At 73.8% G+C, this 15,596-nt stretch carries 11 protein-coding genes; 3 read left to right on the forward strand and 8 right to left on the reverse strand.

The features are described 5' to 3' along the window. The first annotated feature begins 562 nt into the window (after nt 1-562). Nucleotides 563-745 (forward strand): hypothetical protein, encoded by a 183-nt coding sequence (locus ACF1ED_RS07770; protein WP_391757644.1) that lies wholly within the window; start codon nt 563-565, stop codon nt 743-745. A 680-nt stretch (nt 746-1,425) separates the two neighbouring features. Here ACF1ED_RS07770 and ACF1ED_RS07775 read toward each other — a convergent pair. From ACF1ED_RS07775 to ACF1ED_RS07805, 7 genes are all read right to left on the reverse strand, one after another. Continuing rightward, nucleotides 1,426-2,226, reverse strand: a complete 801-nt coding sequence (locus ACF1ED_RS07775; RefSeq protein WP_391757646.1) for an SDR family NAD(P)-dependent oxidoreductase — start codon at nt 2,224-2,226, stop codon at nt 1,426-1,428. 685 nt (nt 2,227-2,911) lie between these two features. After that, nucleotides 2,912-4,513 carry a phytoene desaturase family protein gene (locus ACF1ED_RS07780; RefSeq protein WP_391757648.1) on the reverse strand — a complete coding sequence of 534 codons (1,602 nt, stop codon included), beginning with the start codon at nt 4,511-4,513 and terminating at the stop codon, nt 2,912-2,914. Between the two features lie 18 nt (nt 4,514-4,531). Beyond that, on the reverse strand, nt 4,532-4,990 hold the full coding sequence (locus tag ACF1ED_RS07785; RefSeq protein WP_391757650.1) for an SRPBCC family protein: 459 nt from the start codon (nt 4,988-4,990) through the stop codon (nt 4,532-4,534). Then, nucleotides 4,969-5,955: an SDR family oxidoreductase gene (locus ACF1ED_RS07790; protein WP_391757652.1), complete on the reverse strand. Its 987-nt coding sequence runs from the start codon at nt 5,953-5,955 to the stop codon at nt 4,969-4,971. Before ACF1ED_RS07790 ends, ACF1ED_RS07785 begins: the two co-directional genes overlap by 22 nt. Nucleotides 5,956-6,266: 311 nt before the next feature. Further along, complete coding sequence (locus ACF1ED_RS07795) at nt 6,267-7,487, reverse strand: hypothetical protein (protein WP_391757654.1); 1,221 nt, start codon at nt 7,485-7,487, stop codon at nt 6,267-6,269. Nucleotides 7,488-8,654: 1,167 nt separating this feature from the next. Further along, nucleotides 8,655-9,512, reverse strand: coding sequence for a PRD domain-containing protein (locus ACF1ED_RS07800; protein WP_391757656.1), 858 nt, complete (start codon nt 9,510-9,512; stop codon nt 8,655-8,657). 174 nt (nt 9,513-9,686) lie between these two features. Beyond that, complete coding sequence (locus ACF1ED_RS07805) at nt 9,687-11,897, reverse strand: glucose PTS transporter subunit IIA (protein WP_391757658.1); 2,211 nt, start codon at nt 11,895-11,897, stop codon at nt 9,687-9,689. Between the two features lie 472 nt (nt 11,898-12,369). Between ACF1ED_RS07805 and ACF1ED_RS07810 the strand changes: the two genes are divergently transcribed. Further along, nucleotides 12,370-13,692, forward strand: coding sequence for an ammonium transporter (locus ACF1ED_RS07810; RefSeq protein WP_391757660.1), 1,323 nt, complete (start codon nt 12,370-12,372; stop codon nt 13,690-13,692). After that, nucleotides 13,689-14,027, forward strand: coding sequence for a P-II family nitrogen regulator (locus ACF1ED_RS07815; protein ID WP_391757662.1), 339 nt, complete (start codon nt 13,689-13,691; stop codon nt 14,025-14,027). Before ACF1ED_RS07810 ends, ACF1ED_RS07815 begins: the two co-directional genes overlap by 4 nt. Nucleotides 14,028-14,544: 517 nt before the next feature. On the opposite strand, the gene ACF1ED_RS07820 is transcribed toward ACF1ED_RS07815, so the two are convergent. Beyond that, the gene (locus ACF1ED_RS07820) at nt 14,545-15,516 is read right to left on the reverse strand and encodes a hypothetical protein (RefSeq protein ID WP_391757664.1); all 972 of its coding nucleotides are present in this window, start codon (nt 15,514-15,516) and stop codon (nt 14,545-14,547) included. Nucleotides 15,517-15,596 lie beyond the last annotated feature (80 nt).

Consider the following 15,596-nt stretch of genomic DNA (forward strand, 5'->3'; position numbering starts at 1 on the left):
GGCCGCCGGGCCAGCCGGGCCGGGCGACATCGTCCGCGTACGGTGGGGCGTCCGTGAGGGCGGTGCCCTCGGACTGCCCACCACGCTTGTTTCCGTACGCCGGGGCAGCCCGGTCGACCTCGCGGACCTGGGCCCGGGCCTTGGAGGAGCGGCGCGGCGCCCCGTGCCGGTCGCCTACACCGGCACCGGGCCGAAAAGACCTCTCCGCCAGCCGGGCCGGCCGCCCCATCGCCCGTCCCCGCCATCCGTGACGCTCATGCCTTTCTTCAACGGTCGGTCTTCACCGACCGGCTTCTCCGCCAGCGCACCGACAAGGGGGCCCGCCGGCCTTCCTCCGAAGTTCCGATCGCGGGACCGGCACGCGGGGCAACTCCCAGCCTGCTCCGGCGCCGGCGTGGTCCGGGTCGATGTAGCGTCAGGGCCGTGGGGGTGAGATGTACTTCGACGAGAACGAACCACAGTCCGTACGAGACGAACGTTTCGCCGCGGAACGCGCCAAACGCAGAAGACACGCAGGACCGCACGTCTGGACTCCAAGGGAGCCCATATCGGCGCGGCGATCGTGACCATCGGTCTGGTGCTCCTCGGCTGGAACGGCGAGACGGTCGCTCTGGGCATCGTGAGCGGCGTCCTCCTGCTCTGGTTCTCCGCGGCGCTCGCATGGGCCTACGCCGACAAAGACCACGGTCGGCACGCGCTCCAGCGCGCGTACGACACCACCTTCGGATGGGGCGACGGATTCTGAACCCCCAAGGAGTGGGCGTGCTCCGGCGACGGACCGTCCCCGGTGAGCATGGCGGTGGGTGACCGGACCGGCATCTGAGCGATCACTCACCACGGCCCGGACTCGCGAAGGACCCGCACGACCGGCCCGGCGCCCTGCCCGCACCAACACGGACGCGGACGTGGACGTGGACGCGACCGACCGTCGCGTCGGATCACCAACGGGGGGACGACAGCCGGCTGAAGCCCAGAATGCGTCGGCGTCGGCGTCGACGCCGTGTCCCGAGGAGCCGCCTTCCACCGGCGAGCGCCCAGGGGTCAGGGGGCAGGGGGGCTCAGGGGTCAGGGCAGGGGCCGGGGACCGCACCCCGCCCACGCCCGTGGGAAGGGCGCCGTGGCCGTGCACATCGAGCGGGGCTCCTGAGCGCTCCACAGGGTCGGGGCTCCCGGATCCCACCCGGTCCGCGCCGCCCCCGGCGCGTTCGGTGGGGCGTGCGCGAGCGGTGCCCCGCGCAGGGGGCCGGCAGCGTTCTTCGGCGACAGCGGCGGTGACGGCGTGCGGGCGGGGCGACCGTGCGCAGCGGCGTGGTTCAGGTCGTGGTGTCCAGCTGATCCGGCCGCCCCGATGGTCACGTATCCCGTCCTTCATGGTGATGCCCGCCGATCGGGGTTCGGGCCGGCGGGCATCACCATGAAGGACGGCTACCCGTCGGCGGACCCGGGCTCCGCCATCCGGCGGTGCGCTTCCGCCTTGAGGCTGTCGGGGAGGATCTTGTCGGCCATGCCCTGCGCCCTGGTCTTCAGCGAGCCGGCGACGACCTTGTCCTTGCCCGCGAAGAGGGCGTCCAGCCCTTGCTTCGCCACCTGGGCGGGATCGTCCTTGTCGCCCTGGCCGACCTTGGTGTCACCCATGTCGGCGCGCCGGAAGAAGTCGGTGTCCGTGGGGCCGGGCATCAGGGCGGTCACCGTCAGGGGCGTGTCCTTGAGTTCGTTCTGCAGCGCCTGGGAGAAGGACTGCAGGAACGACTTCGAGGCGTTGTACACGGCCTGGAACGAGCCCGGCATGGTGGAAGCGATGGAGGACGTGATCAGCAGCCGTCCCTCACCCGCCGCCGCCATCGACCGCAGCAACCGCTTGGCCAGGTGGACCGTGGAGCGCACGTTCAGGTCGACGATCTCGAACTCGTCCTCCAGGTCCGTATCGAGGAACGCTCCGCCTTCTCCCACTCCGGCGTTCAGCGCGGCCACGGCCACCGGGCGTCCGGCGGAAGCCACCGCCCCGACGAGACGCTCAGCCTCGTCGTAACTGCGCAGATCGGCCCGCACGGGCCGCACGGTCGCCCCGGTCCGCCGCTCGATCTCCTCCGCCGCGGAGCGGAGGCGCTCCTCATCGGCGGAGTTCACGATCAGGTCGAAACCCCGCTCGGCGAGCTGCCGGGCGAGCTCGAACCCGATGCCACTGGACGCACCCGTCACTACCGCAAGTTCTCGGTTCTGGGTCATGTTCCGCGCCTACCCGTACCGGCCGCACCATGCACAGGCGTACGTATCGCCCCGATCCGGGAGCGCGACCGGGGCTCCGGGCGGGACCCGACGCACGTCGTCGGGCCGGCCGGCGCGACCCGCCTGAGGGGGCGGCCCGCCCTGCTGCTGCACGGCCCGGCCGCGGTGGGCTTCTTCCACGACGAACGCCACGTGCTGCGGCACGGCGCGCTGCCGGGCCCCGTCCTCGACACGCTCTTCGGCAGGGGGCGTGCATGCCCTGGACGGCGGGGCGCACCGGGGCCGCAAGGAACTCCTCACGGCCCGGCTCATGACGCCCCGGGGCGTGGGCGCCCCCGGCCGGCCCGGGAGCACTGGCTGCGCACGGTCGACGGCCTGCGGGGGCGCCGGGCCGTCCTCTTCGACGAGATCGCCGTGACCCTCGCCGCAGCGGTGTGCGAAGGGAGCGGGGTGCCCTGCTCCTCCGGGGCCGCCGTCCGCCGTCTCGCCGAGGACTGCGTGGCCGTGGTGGACGGGTTCGCCACTCCCGGCCCCCGCCACGTGGAAGGCCCGTCGCGCCCGGAGCCGTCAGGGACGCGACCCCGCCCGGACCGTGGAGGACGTACGCCGTGCGACGACGGGCTCCGATCACGGCGGGGGTCCTCCACCGTGCTGCGGTCCGGCGGTGGGCGGCGGCGCGGTGCGGCTATGCGACGTGCGGGAGTCGCCGGCGACGCACGGTCAGCACCGTCGGCAGGTGACGGCGCAGGGCCGCCCTGGCCGCGTTGGCGCCCGGCGCGCCGTGGACGCCGCCGCCGGGGTGCGCGGACGCCGACGCGAGGAAGAGCCCCTTGACCGGGGTCTCGGGGCGTCCGTTGCCGGGGACGGGCCGGAACACGAGCTGCTGGTGCAGGGCGGCCGTGCCTCCGTTGAGCGCGCCGTCACGCAGGTTCGCGTCCATCGACTCCAGCGTGGGTGGCGCCAGGATCCTCCGCCGCAGGACGCGCGCGCGGAAGCCGGGGGCGTAGCGCTCGACGACTTCTTCCATGCGGTCCGCCATCGCTTCGCTCTCGCCGCCCTCCCAGCGCCCCGTCAGCCCCTGCCCGCCGGCATCGCCCTTGATCCGGTGCGGCAGGTGCGTGTAGGCCCAGGCGGATTCCGTGCCCGCCGGGGAGCGGGTGGTGTCGGCCGCGGTCATCTGGCCGAAGACGAGGAAGGGGTCCTCGGGTACGAGTCCCGTGGCGATCCGGGCCGCGAAGGCCGTCAGGCCGTCGATGCCGCCGGCGAGATGCACGGTGCCGGCGGTCGCGGCCTGCGGGGCCGTCCAGGGCACGCGGGAGTCCAGTGCCCAGTCCACCTTGAAGGTGGCGAAGTCCCACTGGAAGCGGCGCAAGTGCCGCAGGAAGTCGTCGGGCAGGTGCTCTTCGCCGACCAGTGAGCCGAACAGCGCGGGGGCCGACACGTCGGCCAGGACGGCCCGGCGGGCGGGTACGCGTTCACCGGCGGTGGTGCGTACGCCGACGGCCCGGCCGCCCCGGACGACGACTTCGACGACCGGCGTGTCGCAGCGGACCGCGCCGCCCCGGCGCTCCAGCCTCCGTACCAGGGCTGCGGTGAGCTCGCCGGCGCCGCCCGTGGGGACGGGGAATCCGTGGTGCTGGGCGAGCATCGACATGAGCCATCCGTAGCCGCCGCTGCCGGCCGCCTCGGGTGGCAGGTCGGCGTGCAGGGCGTTGCCCGCGAGGAGGAGGGCGCCCGCTTCGGCGCGGAACTCCTCCTCCCCCAGCCGTCGTACGGGCAGCAGCAGGCGGCGTACGAGCCCCAGTCCCCCGGCGTGACGGACGCCGCGCAGGAGCCGGGCCGTGGGGACCATCGGCGGGAAGGGGGTGAACAGGGCCCGCACGATGTCGGGGCCGAGCCGGTCCCAGGCCGCGCACAGGTCCGTCCACGCGGCCCCGTCGCCCGGCGCGAACCGTTCCAGGCCCGCGGCGGTGTCGTGCGGCAGCCGGTCCAGCACCGCGCACCGGCCGTCGGCGAGGGGGTGGGCGAGCACGCGCGGGGCATGGCTCCAGACGAGTCCCTCGCGGTCCAGCCCGAGGGAGGCGATGACGGGCGAGGCGGCGGCCAGCGGGTAGAAGGCGCTGAACAGGTCGCTGACGTAGTCGGGGTGCACGCCCCGGTCACTGCGTACGGCGCCTCCGGGTTCCGGTTGCGCTTCGAGGACCTCCACGCTCCAGCCGGCGTCGACGAGCAGGTTGGCGGCGACCAGTCCGTTGGGCCCGGCTCCGATCACGATCGCATCGGGCATCGCGTCTTCCTCCCGTCCTCAGGCGCGTTCCTGTGCGGAGGCTTCGACGTGGTCGTCGACCACGCGGGCGAGCCGTCTGAGCATGTCGCGGTGGCGCAGCTGGATCAGCGCGTCGAACGCGGCGTTGTGCAGGGCGCCGCCGATCCCGCGCAGCGGGTGCTCGTCCACGATGACCAGGGAGTCCTCGCCCCAGGGGCGGATGTCGATCGCCACCCGGGCGGTGCCGAGGGGGCCGCTGTCGACTTCGAGTTCGAGTGCTCGGGGTGCCTCCGCCCTGCGGACGATCGTCGTGCCCGACGCCGTCCACGGCCCGATCCTGACCGTGTACGCGAGGGTGGAGTCCAGTTCGGGCCACAGACCGCGGGCGGCGTGCGAGTCGCTCGTGCCGACCACCCAGTCCGCGTAGAGGGAGGCTTCGGCGAGGACGGCCCACACCTGGTGCGGGGCGGCGTGGATCAGTCGGTGGCGTACGGCCATGATCGCTCCTGGGGATGGGGATGGGGGTGGGGATGGGGGTGGGGGTACGCATCGGGGTCCGGGCCGCCGCCCCGGGCCTGGTCCGCGGCGGTGCCGCCGGGTCCCAGGAGCCCGGTCGCGGGCAGGGGGCGCTCCCCGCGGTCGGCGAGGACCCGCCGGGAGCGGTGCGCGACGACGGACGGCAGGAGGGACCGGGCCGCTTGCGCGCCGCGCAGCCAGGGCGGGGCGTAGATGTGCGCGGACCGGCGTTCGATGCCGTGGACCATCACCCGGACGTAGGAGGCGGGGTCGTGGACGGCGGAGGCCGGCCGGGGCAGGTGCGTCCGCAGTTCGCGGAAGACTGCGGTCTCGTCGGCTTCGCGGATCATGGCGGTATCGGCCCAGTTCAGGTACGCGACGCCGACGCCGACGCCGCGGTGCAGGACTTCGGCGCGCAGGGCGTGCGCGAATGCCTCCGCTCCCGCCTTCGACGCGCAGTACGCCGTGAGCAGGGGCGCGGGCGCGAGGGCCGCCATGGAGGCGACCTGGAGGTAGTAGCCGCGGGTGTGCAGCAGGTCCGGCAGGAAGCAACGCGCCGTCAGGGCGCTGCCGACGAGGTTGACGTCGATCACCCGTCTCCAGGCGTCGGTCTCGCAGTCCAGCAGGGGCCCGCCGAGAGCCACCCCCGCGTTGGCGACGACCACCGAAGGCCTGCCGAGCGCCCGGCGCACTTCCTCGGCCGCCCCGGCGAGCTCGTCGGCCTCTGTCACGTCGACGGTCCAGTGGGCGGCCGTGCCGGGGAGCTCCGCCGCGAGGCGGGCGAGACGCCCGCCCTCCAGGCCCACCAGGGCCACCCGCGCACCGCGGCGGGACAACGCGTGCGCCAGCCCTTCGCCGAGTCCGCGTGCGGCGCCCGTCACGACCGCGACGCGGCCCTTCAGGGGCCCCGAGCCGTCCTCGTCCTCACACCGGCCGTGGCTGGTCATGCCGGGCGTCTGCCCGCCCGAAGGGCCCCTACTCGGACCGACCGCTCAGTCCGACCGCTCGGTCCGGCCTACGCGGCTCCGCTCGGCCCTTCGTACGCGGCTCCCCGGGGCCCGGCGGAGGGGCCGGTGCGGGGGTGTGCCGGCGGCGGGCGTCCGGGCCCGCGCCAGGGGGCGTGCCGCCGCGGGGGCGCGGTCCCGGCCTCTTTCCGCCCCCCTCAGGCCGGCGGCAGCCTCTCGGGCGCCGGGGAGAGGGGCCACCGCGGTCACGGCCGTGTCCGCGGCGGCGTCCGCGCCCGACCGTGCCGTGGTCATCAGCGCGGGCCGGGGCCATGCGGCGTGCCGTCCTGTCGGGGAGCCGGGGCCGTTCGGGTGACGGGACAGGTCCCCCTCCCGGCCCCGGCCGGTGCGACGTACGACGCCGTGCCCGGTGCCGGTGCCGGTGCCGGTGCTGGTACTGGTGCTGGTGCTGGTGCTGGTGCGCCAAGCTGGTCCAGGATCTCGTCGGCGAGCAGGTCCTGCGGGCCCTTGAGCGCGTCGGCGGCCGCCCGGTCCGAAGGGAAGACCAGCTCGGCCGCGATGTTGTCCTGCACGATCCGGGCGAGGTTGTCCAGGGCCACGAAGACCGGGTCGGAGAGCGGCTCGGCGGCCGGCAGGTCGATCAGGTGGGTGGCCACCTTCGCCGGGTTCATGCACGGCCTGATGATGATCGAGTTCTGGTTCAGTTCGGACGTGGCCCACTGGGACAGCACGACCGTGTACAGGTCCTGCCACGCCTCCTCCCCGATCCGGGCCCGCCACTTCCGCAGGAGGCCCCGCACACCGGCGATCTGGGCCTCGGCGGCGTACCTCATGTTGGTGCGGATGCCGGCGTGCACGCTGTGGGAGAAGTCCTCGAACGACCTGATGTCGAAGGACCGGGCCGCGGCGGAGGCCTCGATGAACGCGAGTGCGCGGTCGAGCACCCACGCGCACGAGGCCACCAGTTCCGGCGGGAGGCCGGCCCGGCCGAGCTGACGCCGGGCCGCGGCCAGCGTGTCGGCGTACTGCCTCAGCGGTGTGATCCAGTCGGTGGCCGCGGCGTCCGCGAAGGCGACCATGGCGAGGTCGTGCGGATCGATGCGGTCCGCACCGGGGAGGTTCGGGATCCTGTCGCTCAGGTGGGGCGCGATGATCGAGAAGACACCGAGCGGCACGTGGCTGACGGACTTCGCCAGTTCGAACACCTCCCCGACGGGATGCAGCGACTCCTGGGTGTCCTCGTGGACGAGGGTGAACCTTCCGCCCCTGGCGTCGTTCTGGACCACCAGTACGGGACTGAGCCGCGTGATCAGTTCCGACTTGAGCGCGGCGTAGTGCGACCTCATACCGCTGTTGACCGCCACGATCGCCTCGCGCGCCCGAGCGCGCCGAGCGCCCGGGCCGCCGGCGGGCGACGGCCCGCTCCCGTCCTCGGCCGCCGCCGGTGAGGCCACGAGGCCCGCCATGACGCCGGCCGCGGTGGCGCTGCCGAGGAAGCTTCTGCGTGTGGACATTCTCCGCCTTCCGTAGGGGCCCGCTCGTCGGGCGAGGGGCGGGGAACAGCCGACGGCGCGCGGCCCGCCCTCCCGGCGGGGACGGCGCCGCCGCGCCCGCGTTCCCGGCAGAGGGACAACGATCGCGGGCACGCTCGGGCATCGGGTGGTCACGCGTCGAGGCGTGCGGCGGGGCCCGCCCGTGGGGGCGGGCCGTCGTGAACGCGGGGGTACGTGGCGGACCGGCCCGCGCACGTGGACGTGGATGTGGATGTGGATGTGGACGGCGGTCTCCGGTCCCTGCCCGGTCGCCGGGCTCCCCCTGCTCCACGGGGTGCGCCGCACGGTCCGCGGCACGTCATTCGCCGGGTCCGCCGTCCCCCGTCGCGGCGGTCTCCCCGACGGGGGCGGCGAGGGCGGCTTTCCTCGTCCCGAGGGCCGGGCGAGCCGTTCGCGGAGCCGGAGGAGCCCCCCGCCCCGCGTGCCAGGATCCTGCCCCACAGTGCCGCTCCGGGGTGTCCTCCCGGGCGTCCGGTCGGGGGCGCCCTCCGCCGGTCCCGGAGCGGTACCGGGCACGGGCGCGAAACCGGCGAGCGCTCCGTACCGCTCCCCGCTCGCCGCCGGTTCCGCGTCGGCTCCCTCACAGGGGGCGACCGCCGCGATGGGCTGGGCGGGGTCATCGACGGCCGGCTCGCCGGCACGCGCAGCGACAGGCCCGCTGCCCCGGCCGGGGTCCCGGCGCGGAACAGGAGCACGCCGGGACGGCGCGCGGAGGCGAGGACGAGGGCAGCGGCCGTGAGGAGCAGGGCGACGGGGACAGCAGGGCGGCGAGGGGAAGCCGGACCGGTGGCGGAAACGGTACCCGCGTCCCGGGGACCGCGTCGGCGAAGGCGAACTCGAATCATCGGGGTGGAGCGCCCGGCGGACGCCGTCCGGGAAAGGCCGGTTTCCGTGGCGGGGTCCGCCACGGTCCGGGGCGCTGCCGGGTTCTGGTGGACGGGGTGGAGGGCGACGGCGAGCGCCGGGGCGTCGAGTGCCGCGGCCCAGCCCGTCATGGTGCGGGGGACGGGCCGTTCGGCAGGCCGGACGCGGGGGGACGCCCCCCAGGGAGGCGAACCGCTGCCCCGCCGGGCACTCCCCCGCACGTACGCCGACGGTGACCGGCCGGCCGTATGTGCGGGGTGCAGCTCACACCGCGGTGCCGCCCGGCTCCGTCTCCATGGTCATCCGGGCGACGTGAAGCGCCAGGTAGGAGACCTCGTCCTCGCTCAGGCGCGTTCCCAGGCGCAGTTCGACGATCGTCGCCAGCTGCTGTGCGGTGCGGGTCGCCTCCGGGTAGTGGTGGCGGATGCCCTGGCCGATCGTGGACTCGTGGCCCTTCAGCTGCCGGTGCTGCTGGATCCGCACGAAGAGGTAGCGCACGTGGGTGATGAACCGCGCCGCGCTCATGGACTCCTGGGAGACGGACAGCCCGTGCCGTTCCCTGACGACGGCGAGCATCTGCTGGATGACGCCGGTCATCGTGTACGTGAAGGACAGGTCTCCCTTGGCGAAGCCCGCGTTCACCAGGTGCAGCGCGAGCGCGATCGCCTCGGGGGGCTCCAGCCGCGGGTCGACGCGCTCGTTGATGGCCGCGAGGAGGCGCTGGGCCTGGGCGTACTCGGTGGCGTACAGGGCCTGGACCTCGGCGCGCAGCGGGTACTCGACGACGATGCCCCGCGCGGCCCGGTCCAGCGCGCCGGCGACGTGGTCGGCGACGGCGATGGCGAGGGTCGGCCGGGTGGACTCACGCCCCTCGATGCCGGCCTCGTCGAGGGCGATCACGACGGCGCGCAGTACCTCCTCGTCGATGAGGGCGAGGGCTTCGCTCAGGTGGTCGGGGTCGCGGCCGTCCACCGGGACGAAGACGCGGACGATCAGCGCCGGGTCGACCGGCTTGCCCTGACGGGAGCTGAAGCCGATGCCGCGTCCGGTGAGGATGACCTCCTGGCCCTTGTCGTCGCGCGCGAGGACCACATTGTTGTTGAGGACACGCAGCGCCTTCAAAGCCTGCTCTCCTTGTCGTCCGCGGTCCGTTTCTCCCCCAATGATCCCGCATGGTCCGCGGCTGCCCCGCCGGGGCCGTACGGACCGGTGCGCGCGGCCCCGGTGCGGGCCGGGCCCCGTGCGGGTACGCGCTCCGCGGGGTGCGCGTACCCGTGTCGGGGCGGTGGCCGCTCGTCACCGCCGTACGGTCACCACGGGTGCGCCGACGGCGACGTCCTGCCCGGTGTGCGGCTCGACCGAGGTGAGCTCCGCCGTGTTGGTGACGGTCATGAGGGTGACGGTCGGGTGCTCCGCCGCGCGCACGGCGTCGAGGTCGACCTCGACGAGGAGGTCGCCGGCACGGACCGCCTGACCGGTCTCGGCCCGGACGTCGAAGCCCTCCCCCTGCATCTGCACCGTGTCGATGCCGACGTGGATGAGCACCTCGACGCCCTCGGCGGTGCGGATGCCGAAGGCGTGGCCGGTGTCGGCGACGACCATCAGCTCCCCGTCGACCGGGGCGACGACACGGCCGTCGGCCGGTTCGATGCCCACGCCCTCGCCGAGCGCGCGGGAGGCGAAGACGGGGTCCCCGACCTCGTCGAGGTCGACCACACGGCCCGCGACCGGTGCGGCGAGCTCGATGTCCTTCCCGGCGGTGGCGACCGGAGCGGCGGCGACGGGAGCGGGGGCGGCCGCAGCTGCGGCGGGGGCCGCGACCGCAGCGGGGACGGCGGGCGCCGCGGTCGGGGCGGCCTCGGCGCTCGCGGGGGCGCCGACGGTGACGAGCTCGCGGTCGTCGGCCGCCGCCGTGGCCGTGGCCGTGGCCGTGGCCGTGGCCGTGGCCGTGGCCGTGGCCGTGGCCGTGGCCGTGGCCGTGGCCGTGGCCGTCGGGGAGGCCGCCTCGGCGGCGTCGCGCTCGGCGTTGGCGCGGGCCCGGTCCTGCGGGGTGCGGAAGTCGGAGAAGTACACGAGGGCCATGGCGGTGAAGAAGGACGCCGTGATCGCGATGACGTAGACCACCATCGGGTCGAAGACCGGGATGGTCAGCAGCGAGGTGAAGGCGAAGGCGTTGGTGTCCACGCCGCCCAGGACGCCCACGATGACGCCGCCGACGAGGCAGCCGACCAGCATCCGCGGGTAGATCCGCTTGAAGCGCAGGTGGATGCCGTACAGCGAGGGCTCGGAGATGCCGCCGAAGAGGCCGGCGGCCAGGGCGCCGGTCGCGGTCTGGCGCATCTCCTTCTCGCGGTGGCGCAGCGAGAGCAGGAGCACACCGGCGGTGGCGCCGAAGCAGGCGAAGTTCCACGCGCCCATGGGGCCCTGGATGAAGTCGTAGCCGAGGGTGCTGATGTTCTGCAGCATGAGTGCGTTCAGCGGCCAGTGCAGGCCGAGCGGCACCAGGAACGGGTACAGCAGCGGGATCATGATCGCGAAGACGATCGGCGCGTTGTTGTTCAGCCAGGACAGACCCTCGCCGAGGCCGTTTCCGGCCCAGATGCCCAGCGGGCCGATGAGGAAGGCGGTCACCGGGATCATGATCAGCATGCTGAAGAACGGCACGAAGACCATGTGGACGCTCTCGGGGAAGACCCGCTGCAGGCCCTTGTAGACCAGGGCGAGCAGGGCGACCATCAGCAGCGGGACGAAGACCTGGCCGCCGTAGTCGTTCAGCTGCATCGGCAGACCGAAGACGTGTGCCACGGACTCCGTGGTGCCCAGCGTCTCGTTGGTGGTGGTCGTGACGCCGGGGATCTTGGAGTTGATCAGGCCCGTGAAGTTCGGGGTCATCACCGCGGCCATCACGGCGGCGCCCACCCACGGGTCGATCTTCAGTTTCTTGGCCGCGTTGTAGGCGACGAAGACCGGCAGGAAGTACAGCACCGAGCGCCACATGGCGTCGACGAACACCCAGGTCGCGGACTTGTCCGCGGCGCGGAAGTCCACCACGCCGAGGGCGTCGAGGACGGAGGCGATCGCGATGATCAGCGAGGAGCCGAGCAGCACGCCCATGAGCGGGCGGAACGAGTCCGAGAGGTACTCGAAGAAGTTGTCGATCCAGACGAAGCGGCCGCGGCTCTTGGCCCGCATCTCGGCCTTGACGTCGGCGTCCGACTGCCGCGGCGGCGTGCCGCCGTTCGTCATCGACGGCAGGTTCATGATCTCGGAGTAGACCCGTGCGACGGCTCCGCCGATCACGATCTGGAGGCGGTCGCCGGACTGCGGCACCGTGGCCATGACACCGTCGAGGGCGTCGAGCGCGGCCGCGTCGGCCTTCGCCCCGTCGTGGAGCTGGAAGCGCAGCCTCGTCGCGCAGTGCGTGAGGCTCTCGACGTTCTCGGCTCCGCCGACGCCGCGGAGGATCAGCTCCGCCGGCGTGCCGTGACCGGTTGCGGGTGTGTTCATGATGCGTCCTTGCATCCTCGGGCTGTCGCCGTCCTGGTTCTGTCCGCGATCTCTCCCGCCCGGATCCGGGCAACAAAAAAGGCCCGGGTCGCGCACACGGCGCTACCCAGGCCTTGCCTTCCCTCAAGCGCACACCACCCTGGCGTCGCGTGGGCGACGAAGACGGTGTCCTCGGGAAGTAACAATCCTGCGATCGAGATCGATCCGACCATACTGTAACACCGGGTTTCGGCCGGACAGGACACGTGGCCGCCGGCCTCGCGGCGCGCCCGCCCGCTCGCCCCCCGCTCGTCCCCCGTACGGGCCCCGCGACGCGACGGCGCGACGGCGTGGAACCAGGGGACGGCCCGCCGGACTGTGAGGGCCCGGTGATCTCCGCGCAACATGAAACACGACGGAAATGCCCGTGTACGCATCGTGAAACGCGCCGCCGTGAGGCTCTGCGTCGAACCCGTACCGGAGGAGACCGTTGATGCCCCTCGCCGCCGCACCCCGGCTCGACACCGGCGACACCGCCTGGCTGCTCGCCGCCACCGCGCTCGTCCTGCTGATGACCCCGGGCCTGGCCCTGTTCTACGGGGGCATGGTCCGCACGAAGAGCGTCCTCAACATGCTGATGATGAGTTTCGTGTCGATCGCCCTGGTCACGGTGGTCTGGCTGGTCGCGGGCTACTCCCTCGCGTTCGGCGACGACGCCTTCGCCGGCCTGATCGGCGGCCTCGGCCACCTCGGTCTGGCGGGCATCGGTCCGGACACCCTCACCGGCACGGTTCCCACGCTCCTCTTCGGCACCTTCCAGCTGACCTTCGCGATCATCACGGCGGCGCTGATCAGCGGCGCGGTCGCGGACCGCGCCAAGTTCGCGGGCTGGCTCGTCTTCGTACCGGTTTGGACGCTTCTCGTATACGTTCCCGTGGCGCACTGGGTGTGGGGTCCCGGCGGCTGGATCACGCACTCGCTGGGGGCCCTCGACTTCGCGGGCGGGCTCGTCGTCGAGATCGCGTCGGGCGCGTCGGGCCTCGCGCTGTGTCTGGTGCTCGGGCCGCGCATCGGCTTCAAGAAGGACGCGATGAGGCCGCACAACCTGCCGATGGTGCTGCTCGGCGCGGGTCTGCTGTGGTTCGGCTGGCTCGGCTTCAACGGCGGTTCGGCGCTCGGCGCGAACGGCCTGGCCGCCGCGTCCCTCCTCAACACCCTCGTCGCCGGGTGCACCGGCCTGCTCGGCTGGCTCTTCGTCGAGCAGCGGCGCGACGGCCACCCGACCACGTTCGGCGCGGCGTCCGGCGCGGTCGCCGGGCTCGTGGCGATCACTCCGGCGTGCGGGGTCATCGGGGTGCCGGGCGCGGCGGCGGTCGGTCTCGCCGCGGGCGTCGTCTGCTCGTACGCGGTCGCCTGGAAGTTCCGCCTCGGCTACGACGACTCGCTCGACGTCGTGGGCGTGCACTTCGCCGGAGGTGTCATCGGCACGCTGCTGATCGGCCTGTTCGCGACCTCGTCGATGACCGGCGGCACGGAGGGCCTGTTCTACGGCGGCGGGTTCGGCCAGCTCGGCCGGCAGGCCCTCGCGGTGGCGGCCGTGGCGGCGTACGCCTTCCTCGCCACCTACGGGATCGGCAAGGCGCTCGACCGGGTGATGGGACTGCGGGCCTCCGCCGAGGAGGAACTGACGGGACTCGACCAGACGGTGCACGCGGAGACCGCCTACGATCACGGCGTGCTCGGCCATGGCGGCGCGCCGCTGCACGCCGCGTCCCCCGTCACCTCGCCCGCCAAGGACAGGAAGCCCTCCGCATGAAGCTGATCACCGCGATCGTCAAGCCGTTCCGCCTCGACGAGGTGAAGACCGCGCTCCGGGAGCTCGGCGTCAACGGGCTCACGGTCACCGAGGCCAGTGGCTACGGGCGCCAGCGCGGGCACACCGAGATCTACCGGGGCGCCGAGTACCAGGTGGACCTGGTCCCCAAGGCCCGCATCGAGATCGTCGTCGAGGACGCCGACGCGGAGCCCGTCATCGACGCCATCGTCCGCGCCGCCCACACGGGCAGGATCGGCGACGGCAAGGTGTGGGCGGTGCCGGTGGAAACGGTGGTGCGGGTACGCACGGGACAGCGCGGCCCGGACGCGCTCTGAGCCGGAGACACTCTGAGCCGGAGACGCTCTGACCCGGAGACGCTCTGAGCCGAGGACGCCGGTCCGGCGGCGTCGACGGCGTCCGGGTGCAGCGTGGGCGCCGTGAGCCGGGCGGTCCGGCACGCGGCGCCGACGGGCGCCGCCGGCCGTGCCGAGGACGCGGGGTCCTCGTCCGCGCGCAACGCGAACACCTCGGCCTCGGGGCCGGGTTGGCCGCACCGGGAACGCGGACCGTCCCCGGCGGACTCGACGGGCTCGGCCTCGGGCAGGGAGCGAGCCGTGGTCCGGCCCTTCGGTCACCGCCTCATCAGCTCTGGTGCGATCCTCGTCCGTCCGCCGATCACGGCGTGCTCGCGAGCGGTGGACGGACGAGCGCGGACGGGCAGCGGCCGCCCGCGCCGGGGCGCGTCCCGCGTGACGGGCTCGCCCGGCCGGTGCGGCCGGGCGGTGTCCTGGCCCCCGCGTCCGGCTCCCGCACCTCATGGCTCCGAGGACGCGGAACCGGGCGGGGGGCGCCTCACCGCCCGCAGATGGCGGCGGTCAGCAGCGAGCCCCCGTTCGCCTCGTCGTCCGTGCCGAGCGCTGCCCGGCGGGTGCCGGGCACGCAGTCGAGGGCTTCGACCTTGTGACCCTCGAACTCCGCCAGCGTCCGGGGGGCCTCGGCGGTGGCGAGGCGTACCGCCCCCGAGGCGTCGAGGCCGACGTGACCGGCCGCGTAGACGGCAGAGTCGAACGGGCCGTCGTCGCCCGGGTCCGACGCGGAGCTCACGAGCAGACCGCCGGAGGCCGTGATCTTGAGGTCGGAAGCGTGGCGGACGTCGTCCGAGGGGTACGGGGCGCGGATCTCGGCGGTCCGCACCGCGCCGAACCTGGGCTCACCGTACTGGTCGAGGACCATCCGGGCGGCGTACAGGGTGGCCGGACGGTCGTCCTGGCCCCGGTCCGCCCAGACCGCGACCATGACACCGGGCTGCGCGGTCGGCGCGAGTGCGAAGCTCTCGAAGTTGTCGCCCTCCGCGATCGCCGGGAGCGGGAACAGGTCCAGGACCTCCACCCCTGCACCCCCTGCATCCCCCGCATCCCCGACGACCCGTACCCGGTAGCCGATGCCCTCGCCGGCGAGGGCGATGTACTCCCCCGGCCTGCCGGGCACCCGGTCGATGGCCTCCAGGTCGACGGGCTCGCCCGCGCCCCTCCAGTCGAGCGGGACGACGCGAGGGGCCTTGCCGGGGCGGTAGGCGTACTGAGAGATCCGGGGCTCGCCGGGCTTCTTGCTGTCGTGCACGACCAGGGCCTCGAAGCCGCTCCCGGTGCGCTGGGTCACGGCGATCCCGCTGATGCCCAGGGCCGCCGCCGTGGCGCCGCCGGGGTTCCGTTCGCGGCGCTCCGCCCCCTGGGCGGTGAACGCGGCCATGAGCACGGCCAGGGCCGCGCCCGTGGCGACGACGGTGCGGGCGAGGGCGGTTCGGGGAAGGGCTGTTCGGCGCATGTGACCTCTCGGCTCCGTGATGGCGTACGTGCACACCGCCCCGCGTCGACGCGCGTAGACAGGAGGGCGACCCGGACGGT

Origin of the sequence: Streptomyces sp. NPDC014656, from assembly GCF_043084305.1 — a bacterium.
GTDB lineage: Bacteria > Actinomycetota > Actinomycetes > Streptomycetales > Streptomycetaceae > Streptomyces.